12 protein-coding genes are annotated in these 15,817 nt (G+C 63.5%); 7 read left to right on the top strand and 5 right to left on the bottom strand.

Translation table 11 applies throughout. The features are described from left to right. Positions 1 to 101 precede the first annotated feature (101 nt). Positions 102 to 1,031, top strand: a complete 930-nt coding sequence (locus ACPZMI_RS17365; protein WP_186711543.1) for a LysR family transcriptional regulator — start codon at positions 102 to 104, stop codon at positions 1,029 to 1,031. Positions 1,032 to 1,075: 44 nt separating this feature from the next. Here ACPZMI_RS17365 and ACPZMI_RS17360 read toward each other — a convergent pair whose 3' ends face one another. From ACPZMI_RS17360 to ACPZMI_RS17350, 3 genes are all read right to left on the bottom strand, one after another. Further along, positions 1,076 to 2,338, bottom strand: coding sequence for an OmpP1/FadL family transporter (locus tag ACPZMI_RS17360; protein ID WP_063545839.1), 1,263 nt, complete (start codon positions 2,336 to 2,338; stop codon positions 1,076 to 1,078). 145 nt (positions 2,339 to 2,483) lie between these two features. Continuing rightward, positions 2,484 to 2,966, bottom strand: a complete 483-nt coding sequence (locus tag ACPZMI_RS17355; protein ID WP_065862201.1) for a hypothetical protein — start codon at positions 2,964 to 2,966, stop codon at positions 2,484 to 2,486. Positions 2,967 to 3,212: 246 nt separating this feature from the next. Continuing rightward, the gene (locus ACPZMI_RS17350) at positions 3,213 to 3,437 is read right to left on the bottom strand and encodes a hypothetical protein (RefSeq protein ID WP_186667127.1); all 225 of its coding nucleotides are present in this window, start codon (positions 3,435 to 3,437) and stop codon (positions 3,213 to 3,215) included. Positions 3,438 to 4,394: 957 nt separating this feature from the next. Between ACPZMI_RS17350 and ACPZMI_RS17345 the strand changes: the two genes are divergently transcribed. Then, a complete protein-coding gene (locus tag ACPZMI_RS17345; protein WP_186667126.1) occupies positions 4,395 to 4,817 on the top strand; it encodes a tetratricopeptide repeat protein in 423 nt (140 codons plus the stop codon). Between the two features lie 168 nt (positions 4,818 to 4,985). Then, on the top strand, positions 4,986 to 6,359 hold the full coding sequence (locus ACPZMI_RS17340) for a DNA recombination protein RmuC (protein ID WP_186667339.1): 1,374 nt from the start codon (positions 4,986 to 4,988) through the stop codon (positions 6,357 to 6,359). Here the strand turns inward: ACPZMI_RS17340 and ACPZMI_RS17335 are convergent. Both ACPZMI_RS17335 and ACPZMI_RS17330 read right to left on the bottom strand, forming a co-directional pair. Further along, a complete protein-coding gene (locus ACPZMI_RS17335; protein ID WP_186711370.1) occupies positions 6,331 to 9,807 on the bottom strand; it encodes a hybrid sensor histidine kinase/response regulator in 3,477 nt (1,158 codons plus the stop codon). The two genes, ACPZMI_RS17340 and ACPZMI_RS17335, sit on opposite strands and share 29 nt — an antisense overlap. 151 nt (positions 9,808 to 9,958) lie before the next feature. Next, on the bottom strand, positions 9,959 to 11,143 hold the full coding sequence (locus tag ACPZMI_RS17330) for an MFS transporter (RefSeq protein WP_426352720.1): 1,185 nt from the start codon (positions 11,141 to 11,143) through the stop codon (positions 9,959 to 9,961). Positions 11,144 to 11,305: 162 nt separating this feature from the next. Here ACPZMI_RS17330 and ACPZMI_RS17325 point away from each other — a divergent pair, with 162 nt between their 5' ends. From ACPZMI_RS17325 to ACPZMI_RS17310, 4 genes are all read left to right on the top strand, one after another. Further along, positions 11,306 to 12,445 carry a TDT family transporter gene (locus ACPZMI_RS17325; protein WP_186711372.1) on the top strand — a complete coding sequence of 380 codons (1,140 nt, stop codon included), beginning with the start codon at positions 11,306 to 11,308 and terminating at the stop codon, positions 12,443 to 12,445. Between the two features lie 129 nt (positions 12,446 to 12,574). Continuing rightward, entirely contained in the window at positions 12,575 to 13,306 is a 732-nt protein-coding gene (locus tag ACPZMI_RS17320) for a GntR family transcriptional regulator (protein WP_426352719.1), read from the top strand. Between the two features lie 129 nt (positions 13,307 to 13,435). Beyond that, on the top strand, positions 13,436 to 14,710 hold the full coding sequence (locus ACPZMI_RS17315) for an MFS transporter (protein ID WP_426352718.1): 1,275 nt from the start codon (positions 13,436 to 13,438) through the stop codon (positions 14,708 to 14,710). Between the two features lie 16 nt (positions 14,711 to 14,726). Next, complete coding sequence (locus tag ACPZMI_RS17310; protein WP_426352717.1) at positions 14,727 to 15,569, top strand: amidohydrolase family protein; 843 nt, start codon at positions 14,727 to 14,729, stop codon at positions 15,567 to 15,569. Positions 15,570 to 15,817 lie beyond the last annotated feature (248 nt).

Here is a 15,817-nt window from a genome sequence, read left to right as displayed (position 1 = left end):
TGAACATGAGAAGCGCAGGTTAACAATGGCCTCCTGTGCGCTGTAGACCCGTCGCGCTGAGTTCTTTATAAAGAGATTCTTACGAATCCCCAGAGCCCGCCATGGATCTGCTCAACGCCATCCGCAGTTTCATCAAGGTCGTCGAGGCCGGCAGCATTGCCGGTGCGGCGCGCGCACTGGGCCTGAGTGCGGCAGCGGTCAGCCAGAACCTGGCACGCCTGGAAGCGCACCTGCAGGTCCGCCTGCTGTCGCGCAGCACCCGCAGCATGGCCCTCACGCCCGCTGGCAGCCAGTATTACAGCCGGGTCAAGCATGTGGAGCGCGACCTGATCCTGGCCGAGCAAGCGGTCACCACGCCCGATACCGAACCGCAAGGGCGCTTGTGCATTGCCGCCACATCGGCGTTCGGGCGCCGTATCCTGGCGCCACTGATTCCTGCTTTCAGTGCACGCTATCCGCTGCTTTCGATAGAAATGGTTGCGAGTGATCGTCGCGTCAATCATGCCCGCGAAGATGTCGATGTCAGCCTGCGTATCACTCCGCAGTTGGAAGACCACTTGCTGGCCCGGCATATCGCCCGTATCCCGTTCGTCTGCTGCGCCTCGCCCGGCTACCTGGCCCAGGCCGGTCGGCCGACCACGCCCGAGGCGTTGCGGGATCACCGCTGCCTGGTGCTGCGTTACCCCGTCGATGGGCGTCTGCTGCGCTGGGGATTCGTGCGGGACGGTATGCGCTTCGAGGCAGAGTTCGGACGCGTGCTGATCAGCGATGACATCGAGGCCCTGGCGGAAATGGCGCTCAACGATGGTGGGGTGACGCGCCTGGCCGAGTTCCTTGTGCGCCCGCACCTGGACAGCGGTCAGTTGGTGCCGTTGTTCGACTCTGCCCAGCCCGGTGAGGCGTATGCGCAGACCGAACCGATGGACGTGTTTCTGTGCGTGGCTGATCGCTTTGCCATGACCGCCAAGGTGCGCGTGTTCATGGAGTATCTGCAGGCGAGCCTTGGGGAGAGCTGGCGCGTGCAGGCATGAAAAAACCGCCACGAGGGCGGTTTTTTCATGCAGGTCGAACCCACTCAGAAGCGGTAGGTGAGCGAAGCTCCGATACCGTGAGCGCTGTTCTCGTACTTGGCCTGGTAAGTGCCTTTGGTGGCGCTGGCCAGATTCACCTTGGTGTCCTCTTCCCACAGGTAGGAGTAGGCCACGTCGATGGTCACGTCGTCGGTCGGGCTGTAGCCGGCACCCAGGCTGAAGATCTTGCGATCGCCAGTAGGGATGCGCGGAGAGCGGTCGTGGTTGTTGGTCGGCGACTGGTCGACGGTGAAACCGGTACGCAGGGTCCACTCCTTGTTCACCTTGTACGAGGCACCGATGGCGTGAGCCCAGGTGTCGTGCCAGTTCTGCTCTTCGCTGATGGTGCCGAACTGGCCGGCCAGCGGGGCAGGGACGTCGTTGGTGACGGTGATGTCTTTCAGGCGGCTCCAACGGGTCCAGGTGCTGCCTGCGTACAGGGTCCACTGGTCGTCGAGTTCGTGGGTGACCGAGAAGTCTACCGACTCGGGCGTCTTGATCTTCAGGTCGGCGTCGAACTTGCTGCCGCTGAACGGGCCGATCAACGCGTTGTTGATCTTGGTCTTGCCTTCGAGCTTGTAGTCGACCATCGAGTGGTAGGTCAGGCCGAGGCGGGTACGGTCGGTGGCCTGGACGAGGATACCGATGTTGTAGCCCACGGCGGTGTCATCGCCCTTGATCTTCACTTCGCCATCGTTGCGGCCAGGGGAGCGCGGGTTGATGGTGCTCGAACCCAGCTCGCCCTTGATGCGGTTGATGGTCGGGCCGAAACCGATCGACACCTTGTCGTTGAAGGCGTAGCTGACGGTCGGCTGGAAGGTGACCACTTCGACGTGGCTTTTCTTGCCCCAGTAGCGCGCCGCGTGGTTGCTGCCGTAGTCGGTGACCAGGCCGAAGGGCACGTAGACGCCGAAGCCCAGGCTCCAGTGATCATCGATTGGCTTGACGTAGTAGCCCATGGGCACGCCCACGAACGGCACCATGTCACCGTCCATTTTCCCGCCCAGGTTGCTGCCGCGGCCGGAAATGTCGGTCTTGGCGATGACGGCTGCGCCGCCTACGGTGATCTGTTCGCGCTTGAGGCGCGACATGCCGGCAGGGTTTCCGTAAATGGTGCTGGCATCGTCGGCAGAGGAAGAACGACCCGCAAAACCTGTCCCCATGCCACTGACGCTTTGTTCGTTGAGGGCGAAGCCGCTGGCGAACAGTTGGCTGGAAGCGAGCGCGATCGCGACGCCGAGAGAGGTTTTGAGCATGACTGTTTTCATTATTAGAACTCCTTGGGATCTCCGGGGCGAAAAGCTACCAACAAATCACGCACTACGCCATAGCCTGTATCGGCGGAGATAGAGCGGTTTTGTAGGACAATCCGACCAAAATTCCCTTTTTTCCGGTTTGTGCGTAGGACAGTTCTTAAGATGCCTGGGACATTATCGGATTTACCCAGCAGTGCCAGGCTTGGGTGAAATCACGCAGGCGTCCCTGGGGGTGGAATGTCTGTCGCCAGATTCGCGCCAGGCCCAGAAGATCGTCGGCGGCGGGTAGAGGGGTGGCCTGTTCTTCGATGAGCATCCAGGCAATGGCGGTGGCATAGCGCAGGTTGACCGTCAGCTCCAGGTGCGGGCCGCCAAGGAAGGCATGCTGGCTGGCAAGCCCGCGTACCAGGCTTGCCAGCTCGGGGTCGCGGGCCAGGTAGTCGTCCCAGAGGGTCTGATGGCGCGTCTCGCCGATCCTGTACAGGCCGTGACCGCGACGGTCGTGCAGGGCCGCTCCAAGGCTGGACTGGCTGGCGGCGACCCCCAACAGCAAGGCTTCGGCGCTCGCGCTGTGGCGATCCAGGTAGATCAGCGTGGGGCGGATCACATATTGGCTCAACTCGTTCGCAGCGATACCCATGATGCCCTCGAACTGTCAGGGGCCGACGGGCGCTGGAGCTTGGCAGCTAATGGATGATCAGGCCCGCCGGAAGCGGCTCGCACCGCTCGAGTTGAAGTGTAGTGTGATAATCATGGTGTAAAGGGCTGTTTTTAAATCGATTGCTGCCGCAGCGCCTGCGCTATATGCCTTGTGGCAATTAAGCAAAGAGCGTTTCGGGCAGCGATCAGGGTCGCTCATTCATGGGGTGAATCCTCACCCATTCATTCATGCGACCAGCGACTGGCGGGTGCGATCGATTACCGCCTGCAGCGGCTCTGCACGGGTGTAGTGCTCTGGATACAGGCGCTCGGTGTGACAGGCCACGCCGTGTTCGTCGACCAGGGTGAAGCTGAAGCTGCCCTTGCGAGGGGCAACGATGAGGCACTTCAGTGGGGCGAAGGCCTGAGAAAGCGTGCCGAAGGCGCGCTGGATCTGATGGTGATTAGTCATTTTTTTAGATTTCCTGCTCAAGACACGGGTTTCGATCCGTGCACAATAGAAACGTTCCGGTGACGCCTTTATTAAGGGAGGCGAAAAACCTGACCGGAACAGAGCAGCCAGAGGTAGCGCAAGCACAAGTAAGGCGCCGGGCTGACTGGTAGGTACTTCGGAAGGCGGGCAGCATCCCACGGACCAGGTTCTAGGCCGCTGGGTGAAGATCCCGATCAATCTGTCATTAGGTGATTCGTGCTGGAGCGGCTGTTGCCGTCGAGGGAATCATCGAGTGGGCCGGTCCTGGTTTCAGCGGTGCTACCCGGGGAGGGTGGCAATTCGCAAGGACATTGTGGCCAGAATTGACTTTCAGCTTGGTACTAACGAAGGCCACACTACTGGAAGGATTGCCGAATGGCAAGCCCTTTTTGATTTTTCTTCAGCGAAGCCGATCATTATCTCTGTTCGCGGGGCTTCTGTGAAGAGGGCGCGATGCCGTGAAATGGCGCGGTTTTTTCTTCGTGGTGCAAGCCCGGGCACTTCGTTGGTGCACTTGTGCACACTTGGAGTATGACTTGTAACCGTTCTGCAACAAGCTCCCCGGACTCCGCCAATGACTTGACTGAGCCCTTAAGTCAATGAAAAAAAACACTTATTTTGGCTGGTGAAAAAATCGTCAGTTTGACTGTAAGCCCCATTCCACAGGGGTTTGCGGGCGCCAAGGGGGGGTTGTCCACCGAGTTATCCACAGGTTCTGTGGATTGTCCCTAGGGCTTGCTCTAGGACGGGCGTGCCAGCTGTTTTCAGAAGCGTCCGACACTGCGCCGAGGAAAATACCCACGACCTTTCTCTGGGGTGAAAACGTCAAGAAAAGAACCATGAAATATTTTTTTCCCACGCCCCAAGGTTGCACCGGGCCTTTGTCGAAAAAAAGGAGTAGAGTGGCGCGCCTTTCGAATCACCATCGCTGTTGTCATGAATTTTCGTGGTAAATCCCCCGCTGGATCCCCCGCCGTTGCGCCATTGGTTTCCCCCAAGCGCTTTTCCCTGAAAGTGGCCCTGTGGCTGCTCGACAACCCGCGCCTGGGCGACAAGCCCAGCGTCAAGCACCTTGCGGGGCGTATGCTCAAACAACCCGCCCGGCAAGGCGTGGTGGTGGCGCAGAGTCGCCTGGGGCAGATGCTCTGCCGTGACTGCGGCACTGCGCGGGATCGGCGTATCGGCCACGAGCTGCTGCGCCAGGCCGCCCGCGCAGGCGATAGCCGGGCTCAGCTCGAATATGGCCGGTTGTGCCAGGCGCAGGACCCCGAGCAAGCGCGGTACTGGCTGGAGCTGGCGGCAGGGCAGGGTTCGCAGGAGGCGCGGCGGCTGCTTGGGCTGCTGCCTTCGCTGCGATAGCACCGGCAAAAAACCTGTAAGCTGCGCACAATCTAAGCGTTGACCGGAGCAAGCATGGCAGTGGACCTGGCCAGTATTCTATTGGGCATCGTGGCTGCCGCGGTGCCATGTCTGGGGTGGGTGTTGCAGGTCCAGCGTCGGCTCGCTGCCCGCCAGGCCGAAACCGGCCTGATGCAGGAACGCCTGAGTGCCGCGCAGTTGGCCCAGGCCGGCCTGCAGGCGCAGCTCGAGGCCAGTCGCGACGAGATCAGCGACCTCAGCGAAGCCAACAGCCACAAACAGGCGACGCTCGCCGCGCAGAACCGCGAACTGGAACTGTTGCAGATCGATCGCGACAACGCCCGCGATGCTGCCCATGCCTGGAACCTGGAGCGCGCCACCCGCGAAGCCGAACTGCGTCGCCTGGAGGCCCAGGCCGCACGCCTGGACGCCGAACTGCGCGAGCAGCAGGAAAGCCACGCCCAGCGCCTGGACGACTTGCAGGAAGCCCGCGATACCCTGCGTGCCCAGTTCGCCGAGATGGCCACCAAGATTTTCGACGAGCGCGAGCAGCGCTTCGCCCAGACCAGCCAACAGCACCTGGGGCAATTGCTCGATCCGCTCAAGGAGCGCATCCAGGCCTTCGAAAAGCGCGTGGAAGAAAGCTATCAGCAGGAGGCCCGCGAGCGCTTCTCGCTGGGCAAGGAGCTTGAGCGCCTGCAGCAACTCAACCTGCGTCTGTCTGATGAGGCCACCAATCTCACCCAGGCGCTCAAGGGCCAGAAGACCCAGGGCAATTGGGGCGAGTTGATTCTCGAGCGGGTACTGGAGCATGCGGGCCTTGAGAAAGGCCGCGAATACCAGACCCAGGTCAGCCTGAAGAGCGCCGATGGCGAGCGTTTCCAGCCCGATGTGCTGATCATGTTGCCGGGAGACAAGCAGGTGGTGGTCGATGCCAAGGTCAGCCTCACCGCCTACCAGCAGTTCGTCTCCGGCAACGACGAGGCGGCGCTCAAACAGCACGTGCAGTCGTTGCGCAGCCACGTCAAAGGCCTCTCCAGCAAGGATTACAGTCGGCTGGATGGCTTGCACAGCCTGGATTTCGTATTGCTGTTCGTGCCCATCGAAGCGGCCTTCTCGGCAGCGCTGCAAGCCGAGCCGGGCCTGTTCCAGGAAGCCTTCGACCGACAGATCGTCATTGTCAGCCCCACCACCTTGCTCGCGACCCTGCGGGTCATCGACAGCTTGTGGAAGCAGGAGCGTCAGGGCCAAAACGCCCGCGAGATCGCCGAGCGTGCGGGTTGGCTTTACGACAAGTTCGTGCTGTTCATCCAGGACTTGGACGAGCTCGGTGCGCGCCTGCAGCAGGTCGACAAGGCCTACGCCGCAGCGCGCAACAAACTGTGCGAAGGGCGGGGCAACCTGATCAGCCGCAGCGAGCAGCTCAAGCTGCTGGGCGCGCGCGCCAGCAAGAGCTTGCCGGCCGACCTGCTGGAGCGGGCGCTGTCGGATGAGGCGCTGGCCGATGCAACGCTTACTGAACCAGGCTCAGATGCCGATTGAGCAAGGCGCGCAGGGCGGCGGGCTTGACCGGCTTGGCCAGGTAGTCCAGCCCGGCGGCATGCACCTGGGCGATGGTTTCGTTGCGCCCGTCGGCACTGATCACCACGCCAGGGACGGGTTCGCCCAGGCGCGTGCGTAGCCAGACCATCAGGCCGATGCCGGTTTCGCCATCGTCCAGGTGGTAGTCCACCAGCGCCAGGTGCGGGCGCATGCCCTTCAATAGCAGCGCCTCGCACTCGGCCTGATTGCGTGCGGTCCAGACCTGGCAGCCCCAGCGCCCGAGCAAGCTGTTCATGCCGATCAGGATGCTGTCTTCGTTGTCCACGCACAGGACCTGCAGCCCGGCGAGCGGCTGCCCGCCCGGTTCCACTGGCGCTGCGGGCGCTGCCACCGGATGCCTGGCGATCGGCACGCTGACCCGGAACACGCTGCCCTTGCCTGGCCATGAGCGCACTTCCAGGCGATGCCCGAGCACCCGGCACAGACCATCGGCGATTGCCAGGCCCAGGCCCAGGCCTTTTTCGGCGCGGGTCTGATGGCTGTCCAGGCGTTTGAACTCCTGGAAGATCACCTGCAGTTTGTCGTCGGCGATGCCCGGACCGCGGTCCCAGACCTCCAGCCAAAGGTGCTCGCCTTCACGCCGAGCGCCCAGCAGGATCGGGCTCTTGCCGTAGCGCAGGGCATTGGTGAGGAAGTTCTGCAGCACCCGGCGCAACAGTTTCATGTCGCTGGCGACTTGCAGTCGGCTGCCGCGCAAGCGGAATTCCAGGCCTTTCTCGGCCGCCAGTACCTTGAACTCGGCGCCCAGGGTGTCGAACAGTTCGTTGAGCGCGAAGGGCTTGATGTCGGGGGTGACCTTGCCGTTCTCCAGGCGCGAGATGTCCAGCAGGTCGCTGATCAGCTCCTCGGCCGAGCGCAGCGAGCTGTCCATGTGCTGCACCAGTTGCTGGGCCTCCTCACTCAGGCCCTCGGCTTGTTGCGACAGGGCGGCGGAGAACAGCCGCGCGGCATTCAGCGGTTGCATCAGGTCGTGGCTGACGGCGGCGAGGAAGCGGGTCTTGGACTGGCTGACGGCCTCGGCATGGCTCTTGGCTTCCGACAACGCCTGGTTCAGTTGCGACAGCTCGTGGGTGCGTTCGGCCACGCGTTGCTCCAGCCCCTCGTTGGCATCCTTGAGCGCCTGCTCGGCTTCGCGGAACGGGGTGATGTCGGTAAAGCTCATGACGAAGCCCCCGCCGGGCATGGGGTTGCCGATCAGTTCGATCACCCGCCCGTTGGGGAACAGCCGTTCGGAGGTGTGAGCCCGGCCCTGGCGCATCCAGTGCAGGCGCCTGGCCACGTGCACCTGCGCCTCGCCCGGGCCGCACAGGCCGCGCTCGGCGTTGTAGCGGATGATGTCGGCGATCGGTCGGCCGACACTGATCAGCCCGTCGGGGTAGTTGAACAGCTCCAGGTAACGACGATTCCACGCCACCAGGTGCAGGTTCTGGTCAACCACACTGATGCCCTGGTTGATGTTCTCGATGGCGCCCTGCAGCAGGGCGCGGTTGAACTGCAGCACCTCGCTGGCTTCGTCGGCGATGCGCACGACGTCTTCGAGCTGCATGTCGCGGCCTTCGATGGCCGCCTTGACCACCGCACGGGTGGAGGAGGTGCCGAGCACGCCGGCAAGCAGGCGCTCGGTGTGTTCGATCCAGTCGCCGTCGGCGTTCTGGTTGGGGTTGAAGCCCTTGCCCTGGCGGTAGGCGAAGCGGATGAAGCTCTGCCGTGCGCGCTCCTCGCCAACGAAGCGCGCGGCGAGGTTGAGCAGATCGTCGATCTGCACCGCCAGCAGGGTGCGGCTGCTGGGGCGAGCGCTGGTTTGCTGGCCGATGAAACGCCCGGCCTGCCAGTGCTCGGAAACCCGGGTGCGCGAGAGGATCGAGACCCAGGCAAAGAGCATGAAGTTGCCCGCCAGCGACAGCACCACCCCTTGCGTCAGCGGGGTGATCGGCAGGTCCAGCGGGTTGCCGTGCAGCCAGGCAAGGCCGGGGAACAACTGCAGCGACCAACCCAGGCTATGGGCGGCGATCGGCAGCACCAGGGTGTAGAACCACAGGAAGATGCCTGCGGCGAGGCCAGCGAACACGCCACGGCGGTTGGCCTGCTTCCAGTACAGGGCGCCGAGCATCGCCGGGGTCAGCTGGGTGACCGCGGCGAAGGCGATCTGGCCGATGGTCGCAAGGCTCGCGGTGGAGCCGAGCAGGCGATAGCTGACGTAGGCCAGCAGCAGGATGACCACGATGGTCACCCGGCGCACCGAGAGCATCCAGTGGCGGAAGGCCTCGAACGGGCGTTCGGCGTTGGTGCGTCGCAGCAGCCAGGGCAGCAGCATGTCGTTGGAGACCATGGTCGACAGCGCCACTGCCTCGACGATCACCATGCCGGTAGCGGCCGAAGCGCCGCCGATGAAGGCGAGCAGGGCCAGGCTCGGGTGAGCCTCGGCCAGCGGCAGGCTGATGACGAAGGAGTCGGAAATCACCGTGCCCGGCAGCAGCATCTGCCCAGCCAGGGCGATCGGCACCACGAACAGTGCGGCCAGCACCAGGTACAGCGGGAACACCCAGCGCGCCAGGCGCATGTCCTGGGGCTCGATGTTTTCCACCACGGTGACGTGGAACTGCCGTGGCAAGCAAATGATCGCCATCATCGCCACGGCAGTCTGCACCACCATTGATGGCCAGTTGATGGTCTCCTGCCAGTAGTTTTCCAGATGGATCGACTGGCGCGCCTGGCTGAACAGGTCGTCGAAACCGTCGTACAGGTTGAAGACCACGAAGGCGCCGACGGCAAGAAACGCCAGCAGTTTGATCAGTGACTCGAAGGCGATGGCCAGCACCATGCCGCGATGGTGCTCGGTGACATCCAGGCTGCGCGTGCCGAAGACGATGGCGAACAGCGCCAGCACCAGCGACACCACCAGTGCGGTGTCCTGCACCCGGGTGCCGGTGGCGTCGGGGGTGGCGCCGATCAGCAGGTTGACGCCAAGCACGATGCCCTTGAGCTGCAGGGCGATGTAAGGCAGCACGCCGACCAGGCAGATCAGGGCCACCACCACCGCGAGCGTCTGCGACTTGCCGTAGCGGGCGGCAATGAAGTCGGCGATCGAGGTGATGTTCTGCTGCTTGCTGATCAGCACCATCTTCTGCAGCACCCAGGGTGCGAAGATCAGCAACAGCACCGGGCCCAGGTAGATGGGCAGGAACGCCCAGAGCTGCTCGGCCGCCTGGCCGACGGCACCGAAGAACGTCCAGCTGGTGCAGTACACCGCCAGCGACAGGCTGTACACCCAGGCGCGCAGGCGCGGCGGCAACGGCGTGCTGCGACGGTCGCCGTAGAAGGCGATGGCGAACATGATGGCCATATAGGCCAGGGCGACCACGGCGATCAGCCCGCTGGACAACGACATGCAAACTCCGGAGCAAAAAGGAAAACGCGGTCCCGATCAATCAGTCTGGCACGCGGGCGCGGGTTCGTCAGCGCAGACGATGGTCGCAGTGGCAGGTGGTCGCAGGGGCCCCTGTGGGAGCGGGCTTGCCCGCGAAACGGCCAGCGCCGCTCTAAGCCTTTGCCCCTCGCGTCCCCAGCCAATAGAACAACGCCGCCAGCACCACCGACAGCACCAGCAGGTAGAACACCGCCACCGGCACCACATAGCCCAGGGCAAACCCGACCAGCACAGGCCCCAGCGCCGCGCCGAGGTTGGAGAGGTTCTGTGCGCCATAGTAGACGCCGCGCAGATGCTCCGGCGCGATCAGGTCGATGAACATGTACTCGGCGGGAATCACGATGATCTCGCCGAGGGTGAACACCAGCATGGCCAGGCACCAGGCCAGCACCGAGCCGGCCAAAGAGAAACCCACCAGCCCGGCGATGAACAGCGCCATGCCAGCCATCAACCAAGGCATCAGGTGCTGGCGGCTGATGCGTCGGCCGATCAAGTATTGCAGGGCGATCACCGTCACCGCGTTGGTCGTCACCAGCACCCCGACCAGCCGCGCCGCTTCGGCAGGGCTGGCGGTCACCACCAGGAATTGCGACAGGTAGGCCGTGAACTGGCCGAACACCACCGCGCTGAGCACCCCGCCCAGGGTGAAGCACACCAGGCGCCGGTCCCGCGCCAGCCCCATGGCGACCTGAACGAAGCCGGCACCGGGTCGTTGCGGCTCGCTGGGGCGCAGTTGGCGATCGCCCAGACGCTGGTAGACCAAGCACATGAGCAGGCCGATCAGCGCCGAGACCAGGAACGGCAGATGGCCATCGAGCTCGATCAGCGCCACTCCCAGCAACGGGCCGACGGCATAGCCGATGTTGCTGAGGGTGTACTTGATGGCGAACACCTCGGCGCGTTCCTCCACCGGCAGCAGGGCGCAGAATCCGGCCTTGCTGGCGATGTCGACCACCGCCAGGGCGAGGTTGATCAGCACCAGGCACAGGAAGAACAGCGCCACCGAGGGGCTGAACATGGCGACGGCGAACGACAGCGTGAACACCAGGGTTGCGACGATGATCACCGTATGGTTGCGCAGCGTGTCGACCAGATGACCGCCATACAGGCTCAGCAACGAGGCGACGATCAGTGCCCCGCCGATCAGCAGGCCGATATGGCTGACCGACAACTGGAAGCTGTCCGACAGATAGACGACCAGATAGGGCAGGGTGATCGCGCGCGCCAGGGTCAGCACGAAGGTGGTGAGCAGCAGCACGCGGACAGCGGAGGGATAGCGTTTCAGTGCGGCGAGCATTGCCACGTCCTTGTTGTTGGAATTGTCGCAGGCAGCAAGCATAAGCCACCGGCTCTGGCTTGCGCTATATCTGCATAATAGATAACAGATAGAGAAAATAACCGTTATATGGATATTCTTTGCGGGCATAAGATGATTCCACCTTACACGAGGAATCTTGCCATGACCTGCCCACAGACTCGCGCTGCGTCCTTGCGGCCCTTCCACCAGTTGGCCCGCCCGCTGGAAGTGATCCGTCAGTTCACCCCGAACTGGTTTGCCGCGACCATGGGCACCGGTGTCCTCGCGCTGGCCTTGCGGCAGTTGCAGATACCGGCGCTGCATGGCGTGGCAGAAGGGCTCTGGTGGCTGACCATTGGCCTGTTCATCCTGTTCTGCGTGCTGTACGGCGCGCGCTGGTTGCTGTTCTTCGACGAGGCGCGGCGGATCTTCGCCCACTCCACGGTCTCGATGTTCTTCGGCACCATCCCCATGGGTCTGGCGACCATCCTCAATGGCGCGCTGGTGTTTGGCCTCGAGCGCTGGGGCGACGGCGTGCTGCCTTGGGTCGAGGCGCTCTGGTGGCTGGACGTGGCGCTGGCACTGCTGTGTGGCGTGGCAATCCCTTATCTGATGTTCACCCGCCAGGAGCACAGCATCGACCAGATGACTGCAGTGTGGTTGCTGCCGGTGGTAGCGGCCGAGGTGGCGGCGGCCAGTGGTGGCCTGCTGGCGCCGCACCTGGCGGATGTCCATGCGCAGTTCCTGGTGGTGGTGACCAGCTACGTGCTGTGGGCGGTGTCGCTGCCGGTGGCGTTCAGCATCCTGACCATCCTCATGCTGCGCATGGCGCTGCACAAGCTGCCGCCGGCCAACATGGCCGCATCCAGCTGGCTGGCGCTGGGCCCGATCGGCACCGGGGCGCTGGGCATGCTGCTGCTGGGCGGCGATGCGCCCGCAGTGTTCGCGGCCAATGGCCTGGGCAACCTGGGTGAAGTGGCACGCGGGTTGGGACTGGTGGCCGGGATGGTGTTGTGGGGCGCTGGCCTGTGGTGGCTGCTGACCGCAGTACTGATCACCCTGCGCTACATGCGCCAGGGCATGCCGTTCAACCTGGGGTGGTGGGGTTTCACCTTCCCGCTGGGGGTCTACAGCCTCGCCACCCTGAAGCTGTCGGCCTGGCTGGGCCTGGGTTTCTTCACCGTGTTCGGGCAAGTGCTGGTAGCGATGCTGGCGGTGCTCTGGCTGGTGGTGGCGAGCCGCACGCTCAAGGGCGCCTGGCGTGGCGAGCTGTTCGTCTCGCCCTGTATCGCCAATCGTTGAGTGCGTGGATCTTTTAGCGGGTGATCGTTCAAGCCGATAGGCGGAGGATTGACAGCGTTCAGGGCAGCAGGAATACTCTCGGAAAAATTCATATATATGTTTATATAACAAGACCAGAGACAGGCCTCCATGAACACTTTGCCCGGTGATGCGCGTCTGCCCCGCTATCAACAACTGCGCGACCATATGGTCGAGCAGATCGCCAATAACCGCTGGCGCCCTGGTGAGGCCATTCCCACCGAAGCGGCCCTTGCCAGTGAGTTCGACATGTCGGTCGGCACCGTGCGCAAGGCCGTCGATGTGCTGGTGACCGAGGGCGTGCTGGAGCGCCAGCAAGGCCGCGGCACCTTCATTCGTCGGCCGCAGTTCCATTCCTCGCTGTTCCGCTTCTTCCGTTTCGAGTCGGCCAACGGCGAGCGTGCCGTTCCCGAGAGTCGCATCCTGTCCATCGAGCCAGTCCCGGCGCCCTCGGCGGTTGCCAGTGTCCTGGGCTTGGCGCCGGAAGCCGAAGTCATTCACATCGTGCGCCTGCGTCTACTCGGTGCCAAGCCGGTACTGGCCGAGGAAATCTGGCTGCCGCGCCAGACGTTCCAGCCACTGCTTGAGGTCGAGCTGGACCGCAAGGGCCCGCTGCTCTACCCGATCTACGAAGAGCTGTGCGGCCAGGTGGTGGCCTATGCCGAGGAGACCCTCACGGCCGAGTCGGTCGATGCCGTTCACGCGCGCCTGCTGCAGATGCCGGAGGGCAGTCCGGTGGTGGTGATCGAGCGTCTGGCCCGTGACTACGCCGGCAAACCGTTGGAATGGCGCCGTTCGCGCGGCCATGCCGAGCACTTCCGCTACCGCATCGATATTCGCTGACCGGGCGCTTCACGCCCCGTTGTGACGTCCGGCGCCGTGCCAGCACGGTGCCGTGGTTCTGCCTGCCCGGCCGGCGTGCGTCCGGCCGCTCTCTGACCTCGCACACACGACATAGAAGGATAAGAAATCATGTTCAGTTGGTACCGCGAAATCACCTCGCGCGAACGCAAGACGTTCTGGGCCTGCTTTGGTGGCTGGTCGCTCGATGCCCTTGAAGTGCAGATGTTCGGCCTGGCCATCCCGGCGCTGATCGCCGCGTTTTCCCTGACCAAGGGCGATGCTGGGCTGATCAGTGGTCTGACGCTGGTCACCTCGGCGATCGGTGGCTGGCTTGGCGGTACGTTGTCCGACCGTTACGGCCGGGTGCGCACCCTGCAGTGGATGATCCTCTGGTTCTCCTTCTTCACCTTCCTGTCGGCCTTCGTCACCGGCTTCTACCCGCTGCTGTTCGTCAAGGCCATGCAAGGCTTCGGCATTGGTGGCGAGTGGGCCGCAGGCGCGGTGCTGATGGCCGAGACCATCAACCCGAAATACCGCGGCAAGGTCATGGGCACCGTACAGAGCGCCTGGGCCGTGGGCTGGGGCCTGGCGGTGGGGCTGTTTGCGCTGATCTATTCGCTGGTGCCGCAGGAGTTCGCCTGGCGGGTGATGTTCTTCGTCGGCCTGCTGCCGTCGCTGCTGATCATCTGGGTGCGGCGCAACGTATCCGAGCCGGACAGCTTCCGGCGCCTGCAGAAGGAAAACACCATTCCCGTCAGCTTCACCAAGTCCATGGCCGGCATCTTCCGTCCTGAACTGCTGCGCGTGACCCTGCTGGGCGGGCTGCTGGGTTTGGGTGCCCATGGTGGTTACCACGCGGTGATGACCTGGCTGCCGACCTTCCTCAAGACCGAGCGCAACCTCTCGGTGCTCAACTCCGGCGGCTACCTGGCGGTGATCATCTTCGCCTTCTGGTGTGGTTGCGTGGTCAGTGGCCTGCTCATCGATCGTATTGGTCGGCGCAAGAACATCCTGCTGTTCGCCCTGTGCTGCGTGCTGACGGTGCAGGCCTACGTGTTCTTCCCGCTGAGCAATACGCAGATGCTGTTCCTCGGCTTCCCGCTGGGCTTCTTCGCCGCCGGTATCCCCGCGAGTCTGGGGGCGTTCTTCAACGAACTGTACCCGGCTGACGTGCGCGGTGCCGGGGTGGGCTTCTGCTACAACTTCGGCCGGGTGCTGTCGGCCGTGTTCCCGTTCCTGGTCGGTCACATGAGCGAATCCATGTCGCTGGGGGCAGCCATCGGCATCGATGCCGGCATCGCCTACGGCGTGGCAGTGATCGCCGCACTGTGCCTGCCGGAAACCCGCGGTCGCAACCTCGAGGCCCCTGCCTCGCCGCAGGTTGCGGGTGCGGTCGCCAAGTAACCTTCAATCGTCCCGAATGAGCATCATGCCCCAAACCCCTGTTTCCCCATTCACTGCGATCGACAGCCACGCCCACGTGTTCAGCCGTGGGCTGAACCTGGCAGCAGAGCGCCGTTACGCACCCACCTACGATGCGCCGCTGGGCGACTACCTGGCCCAGCTGGCCGGGCACGGTTTCAGTCATGGCGTATTGGTGCAGCCGAGCTTTCTCGGCACCGACAACAGCTACCTGCTGGCGGCGTTGCAAACTGCGCCCAGGCAATTGCGTGGGGTGGTGATGCTCGATCCTGGCATTGCGCGCGACACCCTTGAGCAGATGGCGCGCCTCGGGGTACGCGGCGTGCGCCTGAACCTGATGGGGCAGGCCTTGCCTGATCTGCGCGACGCCGGTTGGCGGTCACTGCTGGAGCTCATCGGCGATCTGGGCTGGCATGTCGAACTGCATCGGCAGGTAGCCGATATACCGGCACTGGTGCGTGCCTTGCAGCCATATGGTGTGGATATCGTGATCGATCACTTCGGCAGGCCGGATGCACGCCTGGGGTTGGGGCAGCCGGGGTTTGCCGAGCTGCTGACCCTGGGCGGGCAGGGCAAGGTGTGGGTGAAGGTGTCGGGGATCTATCGGCTGGGTGGCTCGCCCGAGCAGAACCTGGACTTCGCCCGCCAGGCGCTGTGCGCCCTGGAGGCGCACTATGGCGCGGACCGGTTGATGTGGGGCAGCGACTGGCCGCATACCCAGCATGAGTCGGTGATGAGCTTTACGGCGGTGGTCGAGCAGTTCGATGCACTGGGCTGCTCGCCTGCGCTGCGTCGGTCGCTGTTGGTGGACACGGCGCGGGGGCTGTTCGGGTTCGCGTAGGGGCAACTGTCTTTTTCAAAATCTAAAGGCCAGCCCAATCCTTGTAGGAGCAACTGTCTTGTTCAAAATCTAAAGGCCAGCCCAATCCCTGTGGGAGCGGGCTTGTCCCGCGAACACGGGCTGCGCCCGTGTTCGCGGGACAAGCCCGCTCCCACAGGGATTGGGTTGGCCTTTAGATTTTGAACAAGACAGTTGCTCCTACAAGGATTGGGCTGGCCTTTAGATTTTGAAAAAGACAGTTGCCCCTA

It is taken from the genome of Pseudomonas wayambapalatensis (assembly GCF_049942315.1).
GTDB lineage: Bacteria > Pseudomonadota > Gammaproteobacteria > Pseudomonadales > Pseudomonadaceae > Aquipseudomonas > Aquipseudomonas wayambapalatensis.
This window is presented reverse-complemented; position numbering and strand designations above follow the sequence as displayed.

What these genes read in the sequence shown, in the direction of transcription:
- ACPZMI_RS17365 (WP_186711543.1), top strand. Translation starts at nt 102, where the DNA reads ATGGATCTGCTCAACGCCATCCGCAGTTTCATCAAGGTCGTCGAGGCC.
- ACPZMI_RS17360 (WP_063545839.1), bottom strand. Translation starts at nt 2,338, where the DNA reads ATGAAAACAGTCATGCTCAAAACCTCTCTCGGCGTCGCGATCGCGCTC.
- ACPZMI_RS17355 (WP_065862201.1), bottom strand. Translation starts at nt 2,966, where the DNA reads ATGGGTATCGCTGCGAACGAGTTGAGCCAATATGTGATCCGCCCCACG.
- ACPZMI_RS17350 (WP_186667127.1), bottom strand. Translation starts at nt 3,437, where the DNA reads ATGACTAATCACCATCAGATCCAGCGCGCCTTCGGCACGCTTTCTCAG.
- ACPZMI_RS17345 (WP_186667126.1), top strand. Translation starts at nt 4,395, where the DNA reads ATGAATTTTCGTGGTAAATCCCCCGCTGGATCCCCCGCCGTTGCGCCA.
- ACPZMI_RS17335 (WP_186711370.1), bottom strand. Translation starts at nt 9,807, where the DNA reads ATGTCGTTGTCCAGCGGGCTGATCGCCGTGGTCGCCCTGGCCTATATG.
- ACPZMI_RS17330 (WP_426352720.1), bottom strand. Translation starts at nt 11,143, where the DNA reads ATGCTCGCCGCACTGAAACGCTATCCCTCCGCTGTCCGCGTGCTGCTG.
- ACPZMI_RS17325 (WP_186711372.1), top strand. Translation starts at nt 11,306, where the DNA reads ATGACCTGCCCACAGACTCGCGCTGCGTCCTTGCGGCCCTTCCACCAG.
- ACPZMI_RS17320 (WP_426352719.1), top strand. Translation starts at nt 12,575, where the DNA reads ATGAACACTTTGCCCGGTGATGCGCGTCTGCCCCGCTATCAACAACTG.
- ACPZMI_RS17315 (WP_426352718.1), top strand. Translation starts at nt 13,436, where the DNA reads ATGTTCAGTTGGTACCGCGAAATCACCTCGCGCGAACGCAAGACGTTC.
- ACPZMI_RS17310 (WP_426352717.1), top strand. Translation starts at nt 14,727, where the DNA reads ATGAGCATCATGCCCCAAACCCCTGTTTCCCCATTCACTGCGATCGAC.